Source organism: Glutamicibacter sp. 363 (genome assembly GCF_052379505.1).
GTDB lineage: Bacteria > Actinomycetota > Actinomycetes > Actinomycetales > Micrococcaceae > Glutamicibacter.
This window is the reverse complement of record NZ_JBQSYR010000006.1, coordinates 48,595-66,228: the sequence shown is the minus strand read 5'-3', so window position 1 is coordinate 66,228 and position 17,634 is coordinate 48,595. Positions and strand designations below refer to the sequence as shown.

The window sequence follows — 17,634 nt, the reverse complement described above, 5'->3', positions numbered from 1 at the left end:
TACGCTCCCGCGTAGGCTTTACAGATCAGCACCATCAGGAGGATCTTCTCGGATGCCACTAGCACCCACCACACTTCAAGTCACCGGAACCACCCCCGCGGAGTCGTACCCGGTTCTGGTCGGCAACGGACTATTGGGACACCTGCCCGAACTTCTGGGCTCGGCGGTTAAGAAGGTCCTGGTGATCCACCCGCGGGCCTTGCGCGCCACCGGCGACGTGGTCCGCGACGATCTGGAAAAGGCCGGTTTCACCTCGCTGACCGCGGAAATCCCGGATGCCGAAGAGGGCAAGCACATCCAGGTTGCCGGGTTCTGCTGGGAAGTTCTGGGCAAGAACGACTTCACCCGCACCGACGCCGTGGTTGCCGTGGGCGGCGGAGCGGTCACCGACGTGGCGGGCTTCGTGGCGGCCACCTGGCTGCGCGGGGTCAAGGTCATCCACATTCCCACCTCGCTGCTGGGCATGGTCGACGCGGCCGTGGGCGGCAAGACCGGCATCAACACCGCCGAGGGCAAGAACCTGGTCGGCGCCTTCCACCCACCGGCCGGCGTGCTCGCGGATCTCGACGCTTTGGCAACGCTGCCGAAGAACGAACTGGTCACCGGGCTGGCCGAAGCAGTCAAGTGCGGGTTCATCGCCGACGAGCGCATTCTGGAGCTGATCGAAGAGGATCCAGAAGACGCCATCCGCCCGGACAGCGCGCGACTGCGCGAAATCATCGAACGCACCATCGCGGTGAAGGTCGAGGTGGTCTCCAAGGACCTGAAGGAATCCGGTCCGCGCGAATTCTTGAACTACGGCCACACCCTGGGCCACGCCATCGAGCTCTCCGAGCGCTATGCAATGCGCCACGGGGCCGCGGTCTCCATCGGGCTGTGCTTTGCCGCGGAACTAGGCCGTTCGGTGGGCTACACCTCCGATGCGGTGACCGATCGCCACTTCAGCATCCTGAAGTCCCTGGGCCTGCCCACCAGCTACCGCAACGACAAGTGGATGGCGCTGCTGGACGGCATGAAGCGCGATAAGAAAACCCGCGGCGACCAGCTGCGCTTCGTGGTACTCGAAGCCATCGGCAAGCCGCGCATCTACGAGGTGCCGGATAACTCGCTGTTATTCGCCGCCTACCAAGAGATCGGAGAGTAAGCATGAGCGAATTCACCGCATACGCCATCGACGTCGCATCGGTGAACCACGAAGGCGTGGGCACCTCCATCGACGGAGTATTGATCGACCCGAGCAACCTGCGGCCATTCATCACCGATGAACAAGCCGCGGACCGTTCGATGCGCTCTGGCACCCCGACCGACCAGGTGGTCATCCACATGGCCCGCGGGGAACTGGCCCAGGCCGGCAACCTGATCGCCGAGTCGCGGTTAAGCGACCCGACCAACGCGCACCTGCGCGTGCTGGATACCGAATTGACCCGCCTGCAAGGTGATTTCGATCGCGCGATCAATCGCCTGCGCAAGCTGGTGGACGAATTCTCCGGCACCTACTACGAGCCGCTGATGCAGCACCACCTGGCGATGTCCTTCTTCGAAAAGGGCGACTACAAGGCCGCGGCTACCCGCTTCCGTGCGGCCCTGGAGCAGCGCCAGCAGATGGGTTCGGCCGAGCACCTGGTCAACGCGTCGGCCGCATGCCTGGCGCTTGCCGAGGAACGCGCGCGAAATTAGCTCTCACCGCGGTTTGCTATAGTAATAAATGGATTTTTGATAATGCCAGTGCACGCTGGCGAAAATAGAGGATTTGAGGACCCGTGGCGGATACAACTGACATCAAGAATGGTCAGGTCATTAAGATCGATGGCCAACTGTGGACCATCATCGACTTCCAGCACGTCAAGCCGGGCAAGGGCGGCGCATTCGTGCGCACCAAGATGCGCAATGTGCTCTCGGGCAAGGTTCTGGACAAGACCTACAATGCCGGCACCAAGATCGAGCTGGCCAACGTTGACCGCCGCGACTACCAGTACCTCTACCAGGACGGCGAAGACTACGTCTTCATGAACCTGGAAGACTACGACCAGATCACCGTTCCCGGCCAGACCGTGGGCGACTCGGCCGGATTCCTGTTGGAAAATCAGGAACTGACCATTGCCATGTATGACGGCAGCCCACTGTACCTGGAGCTTCCGGCCTCGGTCATCCTGGAAATCACCTACACCGAACCGGGCCTTCAGGGCGACCGCTCCTCGGCAGGCACCAAGTCGGCAACCCTGGAAACCGGCAAGGAAATCCAGGTTCCGCTGTTCGTCGATCAGAACACCAAGGTGAAGGTTGATACCCGCACCGGCGATTACCTGGGACGTGTCTCCTAGTGAGGGCCCGCGCCAAGGCGCGTCGTCGTGCACTTGAGTTTCTTTTCGAAGCCGAGGCCCGCGACGTCGATGCGCTCAGCGTAGCCATCGCGCGCCGCGAAAATTCTGACATCGTGCTCAACGAGTATTCGTTGACGATCCTCGAGGGCGTCACCGCCCACCTGGACCGCATCGACGAGGTGCTCGAAAGCTATGTCAAGGGCTGGACCATCGAGCGGATGCCCGCCGTGGACCGCATGGCGCTGCGCATCGGGGTGTGGGAGCTGCTGTACAACGACGAGGTTCCGGACGCGGTTGCCGTGGCCGAAGCCGTCGTGAATGTGCGCGAGCTGTCCACCGACGAGTCTCCAGAGTTCGTCAACGGCGTGCTCGGACGCATTCAAAGCGTCAAGGACACCCTGGTCGACTAATCCTCGATTCTCCTGAACTACCGCAAGCCGGAACCTGCTGGGTTCCGGCTTGCGGTATTTAACCCGCAGGGTCCCGAACCCGCGCGTTGCCCCGGAGGCAGCACCCGCCCAAGCCTAGGCGATTCTGCGCCGCGAGGGGTTGCCACGTGAAAAACTCAACATTATTTCATCGAAGTTTCCGACGACCCGCTGTGGCGAAGCCAACATTCCAGGCCCCTCGAACCTCGGGCGCTGCGGTACTTTCCCGCCAATAGCGGGGCTGGCCGCGCGAGCCCGCATGGCGCCGTGAGGGAGATCACCGCCCATTCAGTGTCATGCATAGCTTTCCGCTAGGGAATGGCGGCCGGATCGTGATAATTTGAACTAGCAATATTCCTTTAAATCCCGTCCCGTGAGGCGGAGAAGGGAGAGGTGCACAGGATGAATGAAAATTCACAGCCCGATGTGGCTCGCACGGTATTGACCGGCGAGGATATCGAACGTGTACTGACCCGTGTGGCCTTCGAGATTATCGAAGCCAACAAGGGCACCGAAGATCTGGTGCTATTAGGCATTCCAAGCCGCGGATATCCGCTGGCCCAACGCCTCGCACGGCGCATCGCCGCTTCCGCGCCGACCCAGCTTGACCCCGCGTCGCTGGTCGGACAGCTGGACATCACCATGTACCGCGACGACCTGCGGCACACCACCACCCGCACCCCGGCGCCAACCCGCCTGCCGGCCGGCGGCATCGACGGCAAGGTCGTCGTGCTGGTGGACGACGTGCTCTACTCCGGACGAACCATCCGCGCAGCCTTGGATGCACTCTCCGATTGGGGACGCCCGCGCATCGTGCGGCTGGCGGTCCTGGTGGACCGCGGCCACCGCGAACTTCCCATCCGCGCGGACCACGTGGGCAAGAACCTGCCCACGGCGAAAAGCGAAAAGGTGCGCGTGCACCTGGCCGAAGTCGATTCAAGCAATGAAGTAGTCATCGAGGCCAGCGCATGAAGCACCTGCTCTCCACCGCGGATCTAAGCCGCGCCGAAGCCATTGCCATCCTCGATATCGCCGAGGAAATGCGCGAAACCGGCACCCGTGAGGTCAAGAAGCTTCCGGCCTTGCGCGGACGCACCGTGGTGAACCTGTTCTTCGAGGACTCCACCCGCACGCGCATCTCCTTCGAGGCCGCCGCCAAGCGGCTGAGCGCGGACGTGATCAACTTCTCCGCCAAGGGCTCGAGCGTGTCCAAGGGCGAATCGCTGAAGGACACCGCCCAGACGCTGCTGGCCATCGGCGCCGACGCGGTAGTCATCCGCCACCCGGACTCCGGGGCGCCGGCCCGGCTGGCGGCCACCGACTGGATCGGGCTGCCGATCGTGAACGCCGGAGACGGCACCCACGAGCACCCCACCCAGGCGCTGCTCGACGCCTTCACCCTGCGCCGCCAGCTGGCCCTGCGCGAGGGAGTCAGCCCGGCCGGCCGCGGACTGGACGGATTGAAGGTCGCGATCGTGGGAGACGTCCTGCATAGCCGCGTGGCCCGTTCGAACCTCTGGCTGCTGAACACCCTGGGCGCCTCGGTGACCATGGTCGCCCCGCCGACCCTGCTGCCGGTGGGCGCGAGCGCCTGGCCGTGCACCATCAGCTACAACCTCGACGAGGTCATCGCCTCCGGGGTGGACGCGGTGATGATGCTGCGCGTGCAGGGCGAACGCATGCGAGACGCCTTCTTCCCGAACCCGCGCGAATACTCGCGCTACTGGGGACTGGACGACACCCGGCTGAAGGCCCTGGAAGCCAACGGGGACGAAACCCTCATCCTGCACCCGGGCCCGATGAACCGCGGCCTGGAAATTTCTTCGGCTGCCGCCGACTCGCCGCGTTCGATGGTCCTGGAACAGGTCACCAACGGCGTCGCGGTGCGCATGGCAAGCCTGTATATGCTCCTCTCCGGCGACCTGATCTAAGGAACTGATTATGACGTATTTGATTCGACAGGCCTCCGTGCTCGGTGGCGAACGCGCCGACGTGCTGATCAGTGACGGCAAGATCGCCGAGATCGGCACCATCACCGCGGCCGAGGGCGCCACGGTGATCGACGCCGCCGGCATGGTGCTGCTGCCGGGCCTCGTGGACCCGCACACCCACCTGCGCGAACCGGGCCGCGAAGACGCCGAAACGGTGGAGACCGGGTCGAAGGCCGCCGCCAAGGGCGGCTACACCGCGGTGCACGCGATGGCCAACTCCACCCCGGTGGCCGATACCGCCGGCGTCGTGGAGCAGGTCTACGAACTGGGCCGCAAGGCCGGCTGGGTGGACGTCCGCCCGGTGGGTGCGGTCACCGTGGGCCTCGGCGGCGCGCAGCTGAGCGAAATCGGCGCGATGGCCGACTCGCGCGCCAAGGTACGCATGTTCTCCGATGACGGCATCTGCGTCTCGGACCCGCTGCTGATGCGCCGCGCGCTGGAATATGTGAAGGCCTTCGACGGGGTGATCGCCCAGCACGCCCAGGAGCCACGGCTCACCGAGGGTGCGCAGATGAACGAGGGAGAGGTCTCCGCGGTGCTCGGCATGGCCGGCTGGCCGGCGGTGGCCGAAGAGTCGATCATCGCCCGCGACGTGCTGCTGGCCGAGCATGTCGGCGCGCGCCTGCACGTGTGCCACGTCTCCACCGCCGGCTCGGTGGAGATCATCCGCTGGGCCAAGGCCCGCGGCATCCAGGTCACCGCCGAGGTCACCCCGCACCACCTGTTGCTGACCGATGAGTTGGTCAAGACCTTCGACCCGGTGTTCAAGGTCAACCCGCCGCTGCGCCGCGAAGAGGACGTGCTGGCGCTGCGCGCCGGCGTCGCCGACGGCACCATCGACGTGATCGGCACCGACCACGCACCGCACCCCTCCGAGGCCAAGGACTGCGAATGGGGAGCGGCCGCGATGGGCATGACGGGGCTGGAGACCGCCCTGTCGATCGTGCAGCACACCTTGGTGGAGACCGGACTGCTTTCCTGGGCCGACGTCGCCCGGATCACCTCGCAGACCCCGGCGGAGATCGGCAGCCTGAGCGATCAGGGCCGGCCCATCGCCGTGGGGGAGCCGGCCAACCTGACCCTGGTCGATCCGGCAGCGCGCTGGATCGTCGACCCGGCCGCCATGGCCACCAAGGGGCGCAACTCGCCGTTCGCCGGCATGGAGCTGCCCGGAGCGGTGCATGCCACCTTCTACCACGGCCACGCCACGGTGCTCGATGGCGCGCTGGCCAGCCCGCGGGTAGCCAATGACTAGCGGCGAACTCACCTCGGCGCTGGTCACCATCGGGATCGTCGTACTGTTCTGTGCGCTGATCCTGATCGGCTGGCGCAATATGAAACGCCGGCAGTCCGGCATCCCGGCACCCTACGCCGGGTTCGCGGACCGGCGAGAGCACAGCTTCGAGGGCATGTACGTGGCCACCACCCGGTTCGAGGACTGGCTTGACCGGATCGCCGTGCATCAGCTCGGGGTCCGGGCCAATGCCAGCCTGGAGCTCGGCGAGGCCGGCATCCACCTGATGCGCCCGGGCACCAGCGATGTGCACATTCCCTGGACCGCCTACGTGAAGGTGGCCCGCTCCTCGGGCATGGTCGGAAAGTTCGTCGAAAAAGACGGGCTGATCGTGATCACCTGGGTGAAGGATGATTTCACCTTCGACACCGGATTCCGTCCTCGCTACCACGAGGACACCGCCAAGATTTATCAGTTGCTGGCGTCGCACCAAGCCGACGCGGCCGAGCAGGAGACAAACTAAGTGAATTCCCTGAGCAACCTACCAGCAGTGTTGGTACTCGAAGATGGCCGCATCTTCCGTGGACGCAGCTACGGCGCCGTGGGCACGACCCTCGGCGAAGCAGTGTTCACCACCGGTATGACCGGGTACCAGGAAACCCTGACCGACCCGTCCTACGCGCACCAGATCGTCGTCCAGACCTTCCCGCACGTAGGCAACACCGGCGTGAACAGCGAAGACCCGGAGTCCAAGCGCATGTGGCCCTCGGGCTATGTGGTCCGCGACGCGGCCCGCCGTCCTAGCAACTGGCGCAGCGAGCGCACCCTGGACGAGGACCTGGTCGGCTACGGCATCGTGGGCATCCGCAATGTGGACACCCGGGCGCTGACCCGCCACCTGCGCGACGCGGGCGCCATGAAGTCCGGCATCTTCTCCGGCGAGGAGGCCAACCGCTCCGAGGCGGAGCTCGTCGCGCTGGTCAAGGCGCAGCCCGCGATGGCCGGACGGAACATCTCCGCCGAGGTCTCCGTGGACAAGGCCTACACCGTTGAACCGGCCGAGCACGGCTACACCGGCGAACCGCTGCACACCGTCGCCGCCGTGGACCTGGGCATGAAGTCGATGACCCCGCGCCGCCTGGCCGAGCGCGGACTGCGCGTGCACGTGCTGCCGCACGATGCAACCCTGGAGGATATCAAGGCCACCGGCGCCACCGGCGTGTTCTTCTCCAACGGCCCCGGCGACCCGGCCACCGCCACCCGGCAGGTGGAATTGGTCCGCTCCGTGCTGGATGCCGGCATGCCGTACTTCGGCATCTGCTTCGGCAACCAGATCCTGGGCCGCGCGCTGGGCTTCGACACCTACAAGCTGCGCTTCGGGCACCGCGGGATCAACCAGCCGGTGATGGACAAGTCCACCGGGCGGGTGGAGATCACCAGCCAGAACCACGGCTTCGCCGTCGACGCGCCGCTGGAGGGAGCCGTCACCGCACCGGTGGCCCGCTTCGGCCAGGTGGAGGTCTCGCACTTCTCGCTGAACGACCGCGTGGTCGAGGGCCTGTCCTGCCTGGACATCCCGGCGTTCTCCGTGCAGTACCACCCGGAGGCAGCATCCGGCCCCCACGATGCCGCCTACCTATTCGACCGTTTCGTTTCCGCGATGAATTCCGCCGCAGATAAGGACAGCAAGTAATGCCTAAGCGCACCGATCTCAACTCAGTACTCGTCATCGGTTCGGGTCCGATCGTCATCGGCCAGGCGGCCGAATTCGACTACTCCGGCACCCAGGCCCTGCGCGTGCTCAAGGAGGAGGGCCTGCGGGTCATCCTGGTCAACTCCAACCCGGCCACCATCATGACCGACCCGGAATTCGCCGACGCCACCTACGTCGAGCCGATCACCCCGGAGGTTGTGGAGAAGATCATCGCCAAGGAACGCCCGGATGCGATCCTTCCCACCCTGGGCGGCCAGACCGCGCTGAACACCGCCATCGCGCTGGACAAGTCCGGCGCCCTGGAAAAGTACAACGTCGAGCTGATCGGCGCGAATATCGAAGCCATCGAGCTGGGTGAGGACCGCGAGAAGTTCAAGGGCGTTGTCGAGCGCTGCGGCGCCGAGTCCGCCAAGTCGGTCATCGTGCACACCCTGGAGGAGGCCTTCGCCGCCGTCGAGATCCTGAACTACCCGGTGGTCGTGCGTCCTTCGTTCACCATGGGCGGGCTGGGCTCGGGCATGGCCTACAACGCCGAAGACCTGCGCCGCATCGCCGGCGCCGGGCTGCAGTACTCGCCGACCACCGAGGTGCTCCTGGAGGAGTCCATCCTGGGCTGGAAGGAATACGAGCTGGAGATGATGCGCGACAAGAACGACAACGTCGTGGTCGTCTGCTCCATCGAGAACTTCGATCCGGTCGGCGTGCACACCGGCGACTCGATCACCGTCGCCCCGGCGATGACGCTGACCGACCGTGAATACCAGAACCTGCGCGACATCTCCATCGCGGTCATCCGCGAAGTCGGCGTGGACACCGGCGGCTGCAACATCCAGTTCGCCATCGAGCCGGACACCGGCCGCGTCGTGGTCATCGAGATGAATCCGCGCGTCTCGCGCTCCAGTGCGCTGGCCTCCAAGGCCACCGGCTTCGCGATCGCCAAGATCGCCACCAAGCTGGCCGTGGGCTACACCCTGGATGAGATCCCGAACGACATCACGAAGAAGACCCCGGCCTCCTTCGAGCCGGCCCTGGACTACGTGGTGGTCAAGGTTCCGCGCTTCGCCTTCGAGAAGTTCCCGGCGGCCGACAAGACCCTGACCACCACGATGAAGTCCGTCGGCGAGGCGATGGCCCTGGGCCGCAACTTCACCGAGGCGCTGCAGAAGGCCCTGCGCTCGCTGGAGCAGAAGGGCTCCGAGCTGTCCTTCGAGCCGATCCCGGAAGCGGAGCACGAGGCCGTGCTGGCCTCCATCGTGAAGGGCTCGACCGAGCGCCTGTCGCTGGTCCAGCGCCTGCTGTTCTCCGGAGTGTCCATCGAGCGCCTGTTCGAAACCACCGCCATCGACCCGTGGTACCTGGATCAGCTGGCGCTGATCAACGAGACCGCGCAGCTGATCGCCGCGAACAAGGACCTGTCCGAGGAGCTATTGCGCGAGGCCAAGCGCCACGGCTTCTCCGACGCGCAGATCGCGGCGTTGACCGGCAAGTCCGAGGCGGTCATCCGCGGGATCCGCCACGCGCTGGGCGTGCGCCCGGTCTTCAAGACCGTGGACACCTGCGCTGCCGAGTTCGAGGCGTTCACCCCGTACATGTACTCGACCTATGACGAGGAAACCGAGGTGGTCGCGCATCAGAAGCCTTCGGTGATCATCCTCGGATCCGGGCCGAACCGCATCGGCCAGGGCATCGAATTCGACTACTCCTGCGTGCACGCGGTGATGGCGCTGCGCGCCGCCGGGCACGACACCGTGATGATCAACTGCAACCCGGAAACCGTGTCCACCGACTACGACATCTCCGACCGCCTGTACTTCGAGCCGCTGACCCTGGAAGACGTGCTGGAAATCATCCACGCCGAAGAGCAGTCCGGCGGGGTGCTCGGCGTCTTCGTGCAGCTGGGCGGGCAGACCCCGTTGAAGCTCGCCGCCGAGCTGAAGGCCGCCGGCGTGCCGATCCTGGGTACCTCCCCGGAGGCCATCGACCTGGCCGAGCACCGCGGCGCCTTCCAGCAGGTGCTGGACAACGCCGGGCTGATCGCCCCGAAGAACGGCACCGCGGTGTCCTTCTCCGACGCGAAGGCCATTGCGGACTCCATCGGCTACCCGGTGCTGGTGCGCCCGAGCTACGTGCTCGGCGGACGCGGCATGGAAATCGTGTATGACGAGGCGCATCTGGAGCGCTACATCGCCAACGCCACCGAGATCACCGTGGACCACCCGGTGCTGGTGGACCGCTTCCTGGAAGACGCCATCGAGATCGACGTGGACGCCCTGTTCGACGGCACCGACCTGTACATCGGCGGCATCATGGAGCACATCGAAGAGGCCGGCATCCACTCCGGCGACTCGTCGTGCACCCTGCCTCCGATCACCTTGGGCCCGGATGTGCGCGACCGCGTGGCGGCAGCCACCCGGGCCATCGCCGAGGGCGTGGGCGTGCGCGGGCTGATCAACATCCAGTTCGCGCTGGCAAGCGACATCCTCTACGTGATCGAGGCGAACCCGCGTGCCTCGCGCACCGTGCCGTTCACCTCGAAGGCCACCGGCGTGCAGCTGGCCAAGGTCGCCGCCCTGATCGGCGTCGGGCACAGCATCGCCGAAATGCGCGGCACTTCGCTGCCGGCCACCGGCGACGGCACCCACCTGCCGGATTCGGCACCGATCGCGGTGAAGGAAGCGGTGCTTCCGTTCGCTCGCTTCCGCACCCCGGAGGGCAAGGTCGTCGACTCGCTGCTGGGCCCTGAGATGCGCTCCACCGGCGAGGTGATGGGCATCGACAAGTACTTCGACACCGCCTTCGCCAAGTCCCAGGCGGCGGCGAACAACCCGCTGCCTACCGGCGGCAAGGTCTTCGTCTCGGTCGCCAACCGCGACAAGCGCTCCATCGTGATCCCGGTCAAGCACCTGGCCGACATCGGGTTCGAGATCCTGTCCACCGGCGGCACCGCCGAGGTGCTGCGCCGCAACGGCATCCCGACCCAGGTGGTGGGCAAGGTCCACGAAGGCGGCGAGTCGATCGTGGACTTGATCAACGCCGGCCAGATCGGCCTGATCCTGAATACTCCGACGGGCTCCGAAGCCCGTGGGGACGGCTACGAGATCCGTGCCGCCGCCGTTTCGGTGGGCACCCCGATCATCACCACCGTGGCCGAGTTCGGCGCCTGTGTGCAGGCCATCGACGCGCTGCGCGAATACGAGTGGGACGTCACCAGCTTGCAGGAGCACGACAAGAACCTGCGCGGGGCCCGCAATGCCTAACTTCGGAACCCGCCTTCGGGCGGCGATGGAGGCCTCGGGGCCCCTGTGTGTGGGCATCGACCCGCACCCGGGGCTGCTCCGGGCGTGGGGGCTGGAGGACAGCGCCGCCGGAGTGCGATCTTTCTCACTGACCGTGGTGGAAGCCATGGCCGGGGCGGCCGCAATTCTCAAGCCGCAGGTCGCTTTATATGAGCGATTTGGCTCGGCCGGATTCGCCGCCCTGGAAGAAACTCTGCGCGCAGCAAAATCCGCGGGAATTTTAACCCTCGCGGATGCCAAGCGTGGCGACATCGGATCGACCATGGCAGCCTATGCGACCGCGTGGTTGGACGATGCCTCGCCACTGGCCAGCGACGCGGTGACGCTGAGCCCATACCTGGGCTACGAGTCCCTGCGCCCGGCCATAGACCTGGCCGCGCAGACCGGTCGCGGAGTGTTCGTCTTGGGGCTGACTTCGAACCCGGAGGGGCCCTCCGTGCAGCATGTAGGCGGGGAAAAGTCGGTTGCAAAATCGATTATTGACCAAGTCAGTGCCGAAAATGCGGATGCTGAAGATATGGGCCATGTGGGCTTGGTGGTCGGCGCAACGATCGGAGATGCCCCCAAGAAATTGGGCATCGACCTGAGTCTGACCAAGGCTCCCTTGCTCACCCCGGGTCTCGGCGCCCAAGGGGCTACAGCACAGGATATCGCCACCGCTTTCGCCGGCAGCTACCGCCAGGTGCTAGGCACGAGCAGCCGCGACATCCTCCAGGCCGGGCCTAGTGTAAACGCATTGCGCGCAAAAGCGTTGCAAGTACGCGATGAATTATTGGCCGCCGGCTAAATAAATAGCAGAATCGCGTTGTGGCTATTACAGTTTCTGGTAGCCACAACGCGATTACTCTTGCAAAAACCGCGTTTGATCGCTATGTTCACAACATAGCCATAGTCCACTACACATTAAGGATGGCTGAACGATGGTACTGCGAGAACTCTCAGACGAAGACCGCATCCGGGCCCGCGCCAAGGCATTGGCCGCCCGCACCCGCCGTGCGGAAATTAAAGCCCAGTTCAGTGCCGGCAAAATCTCCATCACGGAGGTACTAGACTTGGTATACGAAGATGAGGCTGTGGGACGCATGCGTGTCATGGACCTCTTGGAGTCGGTGCCGGGTGTCGGCGAAGTGCGCGCAGCGAATCTGCTGGAGCGTCTTGGCATTTCCCCTTCGCGTCGCTTGCGCGGATTGGGACGCAAGCAGCGCACGGCAATCACCGAACACTTCAAACAATCTCCGCCAAAAACGAAAGTGTAGTCAATGACCGCTGCGTCGGTAACCGTTCTAGCCGGCCCTACGGCCGTAGGCAAGGGCACCGTCTCTACCTACATCCGTGACAATTATCCTGATGTCTGGCTCTCGGTGTCGGCAACGACACGGGAGCCTCGGCCGGGGGAACAAGATGGAGTCCACTACTTCTTTGTGGGCCCGGAAAAGTTCCATCAGCTGGTGGACAACGACGACATGCTGGAATGGGCGGTGGTGCACGGGCGCAATAGCTACGGCACCATTCGCTCAACGGTTAATGACGCGGTGGCCAACGGCAAGAAAGTACTGCTGGAAATAGATTTGCAGGGCGCGAGGCAGGTTAAAGAGACGCTGCCCGATGCGAAGTTCGTCTTTTTGGCCCCGCCATCCTGGGACGAATTGGTGCGCCGGCTGATCGGGCGCGGTACCGAAACCGCCGAAGAGCAGCAGCGCCGGCTAGAAACCGCTAAACTGGAACTTGCGGCCGAATCGGAATTCGATGTAACCATCGTTAATGACGATGTTCCACGTGCCGCCGAAGAGCTTGTTGCCCTCATGGGGCTGAAGAATGACTAAAGGGAGTCCTGTGTCCAATCTAGAGGGAATCATTAACCCATCGATCGACTCGTTGCTTGAGACCAACGACTCGAAGTACGCGCTGGTGCTGAATTCGGCCAAGCGCGCACGCCAGATCAACGCCTACTACGCACAGCTGAACGAAGGCCTGTTCGAGTATGTTGGTCCATTGGTTGAGACCAAGTTGAATGAGAAGCCATTGACCATCGCACTTCGCGAACTGGACAATCAGCTGCTCAAGGTCTCGCGGGCCGAGGCCACCGAAGACTAATAGCAAAGATGGCGTCCCGAGCGGACGCCATCTTTTTCTTTAACCACCAGGTTATAAATCACCAAGGATGAACTGCGTGAAGCGTATCGTTTTGGGCGTCTCGGCCGGGATCGCCGCCTATAAGTCAGTGTTGTTGCTTCGCTTGCTGCGCGAGGCCGGGCATCACGTGGACGTGATCCCCACCGAGAACGTGGCTAACTTCGTAGGCAACGCCACCTGGGAGGCCCTTTCCGGCAACCCGGTGACCTCCAAGGTCTTCGACGCCGTCGAATCGGTGAACCACGTGCGTCTGGGCCAGCAGGCAGATCTGGTGCTCGTCGTCCCGGCCACCGCGGATATCATGGCCAAGGCCGCGGCCGGGATCGCCGATGATCTGTTGACCGGCACGCTGCTTGCCACGCGCGCCCCGGTGGTAATGGCCCCGGCCATGCATACCGAAATGTGGCAGCACCCGGCCACACGAGCAAATGTCGACACGCTGCGCGGCCGCGGAGTGAAGGTTATCGAACCCGCCAGCGGGCGCCTGACTGGCAAGGACACCGGCCCCGGAAGGCTTCCGGAGCCCGAAGAGATCCTCGCCGAGATCGCGCCATTGCTGAGCACCCCCCTGCTGGCCGGACAGCGCGTCCTGATTACCGCCGGGGGCACGCGCGAGCCGCTGGATCCGGTGCGCTTCCTGGGCAACCGTTCCTCGGGCCGCCAAGGCGTCGCTCTGGCGCAGGCCGCCCGTGATGCCGGTGCGCAGGTGACGCTGCTCGCGACGCACCTTGAGGTTCCGGCCCCGCATGGGGTCCGCCTGGTCCACGCCTCCAGCGCACTGGAACTGCGTGCTGCGGTTTTTGCCGAAGCGCCGGGAAACGATGTGCTGATCATGAACGCGGCCGTCGCCGACTTCCGACCGGCTTCCATCGAGAATTCGAAGATCAAGAAACGCGACGAGCACTCCGCCCCGGTGATCACCCTGGTGCGCAATCCGGACATCCTTGCCGAGGTGGTCCAGGCGCGTTCCGCGGACGCCACCCTGCCCGGGTTGATCGTTGGCTTCGCCGCCGAGACGGGCGATGAGCACGGCAGCGTGCTGGACTACGGCCGCTCCAAGCTCGAACGCAAGGGCTGCGAAATGCTGGTGGTCAACGAGGTCGGCGCGCAGCTGACCTTCGGGGAGGACACCAATAGCGTTCAGGTGCTTTTCGCCTCGCAGGCGCCCAGCGTGCAGGCCCAGGGAAGCAAGCTGGACGTGGCACGGGTCGTCATAGAGCAGATCGCCGACGCAATAATCGGACATTCACGCGTCACAAAGTGAGCCGCGCCATATAGCGCTTGGTCACGTAACGTCGCAACTAAAAGCAATCGGTCGGTCAGACCAGATAGAGTAAAAAGGTGACTTCAACTAGCCCCGAACTTCGTCTTTTCACCTCGGAATCCGTCACCGAGGGACACCCGGACAAGATTTGCGACCAGATCTCGGATGCAATCCTCGACGCCATGCTGGCGCAGGATCCGAACTCCAAGGTTGCGGTCGAAACGCTGACCACCACCGGACTGGTGCATGTGGCCGGCGAGGTAACCACCAACGGTTATGTCGAGATCCCCGAGATCGTGCGCAGCACCATCCTGGATATCGGCTATGACTCCTCGGCCAACGGCTTCGACGGCGCCCGCTGCGGCGTGTCGGTCTCCATCGGCCAGCAGTCCCAGGAAATCCACGACGGCGTGTTCAACTCGCTGGAATCCCGCGAGGGTACCGCCGAGGGGCCGCGCGACCTGCAGGGCGCCGGCGACCAGGGCCTGATGTTCGGCTACGCCTCGGATGAAACCGATTCGCTGATGCCCACCCCGATCTTCCTCGCTCACCGCCTCTCCGAGCGGTTGACCCAGGTGCGCAAGAACGGACGCATGCCGTTGCTGCGACCGGACGGCAAAACCCAGGTGACCATCGGCTACGACGGGGACACCCCGGTCTCGGTGGATACCGTGGTGGTTTCCAGCCAGCACGCCGCCGAGTACGAGCTGGAGACGCTGAAGGCCGATCTCGCCGAAGAGGTGGTTGCGCCGATTCTGGAGCGCGTGGATCTGGATACCTCGAACGTGAAAATCATTCTGAACCCTTCGGGCCCGTTCGTCATCGGCGGTCCGGTGGGGGATGCCGGGTTGACCGGCCGGAAGATCATCGTGGACACCTACGGTGGTTTCGCCCGCCATGGTGGTGGCGCGTTCTCCGGCAAGGACCCTTCGAAGGTTGACCGTTCGGCGGCCTACGCGATGCGCTGGGTAGCCAAGAACGTCGTCGCAGCAGGCCTGGCCCGCCGCGCCGAGGTGCAGGTGGCCTACGCCATCGGCGTGGCGCGTCCGGTGGGACTCTATGTGGAGACCTTCGGCAGCGAAACGGTTGACCCGGCCAAGATCACCCACGCCATCAACGAGATCTTCGACCTGCGCCCGCTGGGCATTATCGAAGATCTGGACCTCTTGCGTCCGATCTACCGCAAGACCGCCGCGCACGGCCACTTCGGCCGCGACGACAACGATTTCACCTGGGAGCGTCTGGACCGCGTGGACGCGTTGCGCAACTGGTTCAACGCCTAGGAACCAGGTGCAGCAGGATGCCCTGATCTCAGCACCCGAGCCGGCCCGTATCAAACGGGTTGCCCGGGTGCTGATTGATTCTTCGGTCCCGCACCTGGACCGGCTCTTCGACTATGAGGTGCCGCCCTCGATGGTTCAAGGCGCGAGAGTGGGTGCGCGCGTCAAGGTGCCCTTCGGCCCGCAGCAGCTGCCCGGGTTCATCACCGAAATCCTCGAAGACCATCCCTCGCCAATCAAGCTGAAGGCGCTGGCGAAACTAGTCAGCGACCAGGTTGTATTGCACCGTCCGGTCTTCGAGGTCGCCGAGCTGGTGGCCAACCGCTATGCCGGCACCGTGTGGGATGTGGTGCGCCTTGCGGTGCCGCCGCGCGCGGCGAAGGTGGAAAAAGAAGAGCTGCTCGACCAGCTGCCCACCCTGCCCGAATCACCGAATCAGCTAGAGCACTACGAGCAGGGCGCCCAAGCGCTGCAAGCCTGGGCCAATGGGGACACGTTGCGGGCGGTGGCCACCTGGGTGCCGAACTTCTTTGGCTCCTGGCCAGGATTCCTGCTGGATGCCTGCCGCCCGGTGCTGGCGCGCAAGGAACGGGTCCTGCTCCTGGTGCCCGATGCCAGCGATCTGGAACGCCTAGCCGAGCATCTGGACGAGCACTATGGCAAGGATTGCTATGCGCGCTTGCAGGCCGATGACGGGCCGACTCCGCGCTACCGGAATTTCTTGCGCGCCATCGGCGGCCACGTGCACATCGTGATCGGCACCCGTTCGGCGGCCCAATGCCACGTGCCGGACCTCGGGCTGATCGTGCTGTGGCAGGATTCGGACCAATCCCATCGCGAGCAACGCGCGCCCTACCAGCATGCGCGCGAGGTGGCGTTGTTGCGCAGCACGCACGGAAACTGCTCGTTGCTGATCGCCTCGCCATCACGTTCGGTGGAGGCCCAACGCCTGGTCGCTACCGGCTGGGCCATCGAGTTGAAGATGCCGCGTGAGATTTTACGCGCACACACCGCCCGCGTGGTGGCGACCACCAATGATTTTGAACTGGAACGAGATCCGGTGCTGGCCCGGGCCCGAATCCCGTCCCTCGCCTGGCGTGAGGCCACCAAGGCCCTGGAAACCGGCCCGGTGCTGGTCCAGGTGGCCCGCACCGGGTTCATGCCCGCTCTAGCCTGCCAGGACTGCCGCACGCTCGCGCGCTGCCCGCAATGCCAAGGTCCGCTGCAGCTGGGCGGCTCCGGTCATCATGTGGCCTGCAAATGGTGCGGAGAGCAGTATCGCGAGTACCGGTGCGCAGAGTGCAGCTCTCCGCGCATCCGCGCCGCCAGCATCGGCGCCGACCGCACCGCCGACGAGTTGGGCCTCGCCTTCCCGAAGGTGCCGGTGATTTCCTCCACCGGTGCGAAGCCGGTGCGCCGGCTGAGCGGCAAGCCGGCGCTTGTCGTCGCCACTCCGGGGGTCGAACCCTTCGTGGAAGCCGGATACCGTGCGGTGCTCCTCTTGGACGCCGACAAGATGATGGCCCATGACTCCTTGCGCAACACCGAAGAGGTGCTCAGCCGGTGGTTCACCGCAGCCTCTCTGGCCAGCAGCTCCGGGGTCGTGGTGCTCACCGGAACGCCCAGCCCGGCCGGGGCCGCGCTGGTCAGGTACGACCCGGCGAGCTTTGCCGAGCGGGAGCTGGGGGAGCGGCGTGAACTTGGCCTGCCGCCAGCGGTGCGCAGCGCCGTGATCTCCGGCCCCGGGGCCGAACGGCTGATCGCCGCACTGGACCCGGCAATGCGCGAACGGCTTCAAATCCATGGGCCGACCATTATCGACGGGCCACCGATCGAACACCGTTATGTGGTCTTCTACTCCTACGCCGAGGGAGCGGCAGTGACCTCGGCGCTGCGCGCCCTGCGCGCGCGGATGTCCGCGGCCAAGGACCCGGTGGTCAATATCGCGGTGGATCCCGACGAGGTGCTCTGAT

At 64.8% G+C, this 17,634-nt stretch carries 17 protein-coding genes; all 17 read left to right on the top strand.

The window, feature by feature from the left end:
- Positions 1-52 precede the first annotated feature (52 nt).
- The 17 genes from aroB to ACT3UA_RS05055 all read left to right on the top strand — a co-directional run bounded on the left by aroB (position 53) and on the right by ACT3UA_RS05055 (position 17,633).
- The gene (gene aroB, locus ACT3UA_RS05135; protein ID WP_096284794.1) at positions 53-1,144 is read left to right on the top strand and encodes a 3-dehydroquinate synthase; all 1,092 of its coding nucleotides are present in this window, start codon (positions 53-55) and stop codon (positions 1,142-1,144) included.
- A 2-nt stretch (positions 1,145-1,146) separates the two neighbouring features.
- On the top strand, positions 1,147-1,677 hold the full coding sequence (locus tag ACT3UA_RS05130) for a tetratricopeptide repeat protein (protein WP_444615657.1): 531 nt from the start codon (positions 1,147-1,149) through the stop codon (positions 1,675-1,677).
- 83 nt (positions 1,678-1,760) lie between these two features.
- The gene (efp, locus tag ACT3UA_RS05125; RefSeq protein ID WP_105552158.1) at positions 1,761-2,321 is read left to right on the top strand and encodes an elongation factor P; all 561 of its coding nucleotides are present in this window, start codon (positions 1,761-1,763) and stop codon (positions 2,319-2,321) included.
- Positions 2,321-2,731, top strand: coding sequence for a transcription antitermination factor NusB (gene nusB / locus ACT3UA_RS05120; RefSeq protein WP_096284788.1), 411 nt, complete (start codon positions 2,321-2,323; stop codon positions 2,729-2,731). The genes efp and nusB overlap by 1 nt, the downstream gene beginning before the upstream one ends.
- Before the next feature lie 420 nt (positions 2,732-3,151).
- Positions 3,152-3,721, top strand: coding sequence for a bifunctional pyr operon transcriptional regulator/uracil phosphoribosyltransferase PyrR (gene pyrR, locus ACT3UA_RS05115; protein ID WP_105552157.1), 570 nt, complete (start codon positions 3,152-3,154; stop codon positions 3,719-3,721).
- A complete protein-coding gene (locus ACT3UA_RS05110) occupies positions 3,718-4,680 on the top strand; it encodes an aspartate carbamoyltransferase catalytic subunit (RefSeq protein ID WP_105552156.1) in 963 nt (320 codons plus the stop codon). Before pyrR ends, ACT3UA_RS05110 begins: the two co-directional genes overlap by 4 nt.
- 10 nt (positions 4,681-4,690) lie before the next feature.
- Positions 4,691-5,995 carry a dihydroorotase gene (locus ACT3UA_RS05105; protein WP_444615656.1) on the top strand — a complete coding sequence of 435 codons (1,305 nt, stop codon included), beginning with the start codon at positions 4,691-4,693 and terminating at the stop codon, positions 5,993-5,995.
- Positions 5,988-6,497 carry a PH-like domain-containing protein gene (locus tag ACT3UA_RS05100; protein WP_096284780.1) on the top strand — a complete coding sequence of 170 codons (510 nt, stop codon included), beginning with the start codon at positions 5,988-5,990 and terminating at the stop codon, positions 6,495-6,497. Before ACT3UA_RS05105 ends, ACT3UA_RS05100 begins: the two co-directional genes overlap by 8 nt.
- Entirely contained in the window at positions 6,498-7,667 is a 1,170-nt protein-coding gene (gene carA / locus ACT3UA_RS05095; RefSeq protein WP_096284778.1) for a glutamine-hydrolyzing carbamoyl-phosphate synthase small subunit, read from the top strand.
- Positions 7,667-10,945, top strand: a complete 3,279-nt coding sequence (gene carB, locus ACT3UA_RS05090) for a carbamoyl-phosphate synthase large subunit (RefSeq protein WP_096284776.1) — start codon at positions 7,667-7,669, stop codon at positions 10,943-10,945. The genes carA and carB overlap by 1 nt, the downstream gene beginning before the upstream one ends.
- Positions 10,938-11,771 (top strand): orotidine-5'-phosphate decarboxylase, encoded by an 834-nt coding sequence (pyrF, locus tag ACT3UA_RS05085; RefSeq protein WP_096284774.1) that lies wholly within the window; start codon positions 10,938-10,940, stop codon positions 11,769-11,771. The genes carB and pyrF overlap by 8 nt, the downstream gene beginning before the upstream one ends.
- 133 nt (positions 11,772-11,904) lie before the next feature.
- Positions 11,905-12,240: an integration host factor, actinobacterial type gene (mihF, locus tag ACT3UA_RS05080; protein WP_047119171.1), complete on the top strand. Its 336-nt coding sequence runs from the start codon at positions 11,905-11,907 to the stop codon at positions 12,238-12,240.
- 3 nt (positions 12,241-12,243) lie between these two features.
- On the top strand, positions 12,244-12,807 hold the full coding sequence (gmk, locus tag ACT3UA_RS05075; protein ID WP_096284772.1) for a guanylate kinase: 564 nt from the start codon (positions 12,244-12,246) through the stop codon (positions 12,805-12,807).
- A gap of 10 nt (positions 12,808-12,817) precedes the next feature.
- Entirely contained in the window at positions 12,818-13,078 is a 261-nt protein-coding gene (rpoZ, locus tag ACT3UA_RS05070; RefSeq protein WP_444615655.1) for a DNA-directed RNA polymerase subunit omega, read from the top strand.
- Positions 13,079-13,145: 67 nt separating this feature from the next.
- Positions 13,146-14,381 (top strand): bifunctional phosphopantothenoylcysteine decarboxylase/phosphopantothenate--cysteine ligase CoaBC, encoded by a 1,236-nt coding sequence (gene coaBC, locus ACT3UA_RS05065; protein WP_096284768.1) that lies wholly within the window; start codon positions 13,146-13,148, stop codon positions 14,379-14,381.
- 77 nt (positions 14,382-14,458) lie between these two features.
- Entirely contained in the window at positions 14,459-15,664 is a 1,206-nt protein-coding gene (gene metK, locus ACT3UA_RS05060; RefSeq protein ID WP_096284766.1) for a methionine adenosyltransferase, read from the top strand.
- Positions 15,665-15,671: 7 nt separating this feature from the next.
- A complete protein-coding gene (locus ACT3UA_RS05055; RefSeq protein ID WP_096284764.1) occupies positions 15,672-17,633 on the top strand; it encodes a primosomal protein PriA in 1,962 nt (653 codons plus the stop codon).
- The last annotated feature ends 1 nt before the right edge of the window (position 17,634 follow it).

Excerpts from the sequence above, each read along its gene's own strand:
- aroB (WP_096284794.1), top strand. The coding sequence starts at position 53 with ATGCCACTAGCACCCACCACACTTCAAGTCACCGGAACCACCCCCGCG.
- ACT3UA_RS05130 (WP_444615657.1), top strand. The coding sequence starts at position 1,147 with ATGAGCGAATTCACCGCATACGCCATCGACGTCGCATCGGTGAACCAC.
- pyrR (WP_105552157.1), top strand. The coding sequence starts at position 3,152 with ATGAATGAAAATTCACAGCCCGATGTGGCTCGCACGGTATTGACCGGC.
- ACT3UA_RS05110 (WP_105552156.1), top strand. The coding sequence starts at position 3,718 with ATGAAGCACCTGCTCTCCACCGCGGATCTAAGCCGCGCCGAAGCCATT.
- ACT3UA_RS05105 (WP_444615656.1), top strand. The coding sequence starts at position 4,691 with ATGACGTATTTGATTCGACAGGCCTCCGTGCTCGGTGGCGAACGCGCC.
- ACT3UA_RS05100 (WP_096284780.1), top strand. The coding sequence starts at position 5,988 with ATGACTAGCGGCGAACTCACCTCGGCGCTGGTCACCATCGGGATCGTC.
- carB (WP_096284776.1), top strand. The coding sequence starts at position 7,667 with ATGCCTAAGCGCACCGATCTCAACTCAGTACTCGTCATCGGTTCGGGT.
- pyrF (WP_096284774.1), top strand. The coding sequence starts at position 10,938 with ATGCCTAACTTCGGAACCCGCCTTCGGGCGGCGATGGAGGCCTCGGGG.
- mihF (WP_047119171.1), top strand. The coding sequence starts at position 11,905 with ATGGTACTGCGAGAACTCTCAGACGAAGACCGCATCCGGGCCCGCGCC.
- gmk (WP_096284772.1), top strand. The coding sequence starts at position 12,244 with ATGACCGCTGCGTCGGTAACCGTTCTAGCCGGCCCTACGGCCGTAGGC.
- coaBC (WP_096284768.1), top strand. The coding sequence starts at position 13,146 with ATGAACTGCGTGAAGCGTATCGTTTTGGGCGTCTCGGCCGGGATCGCC.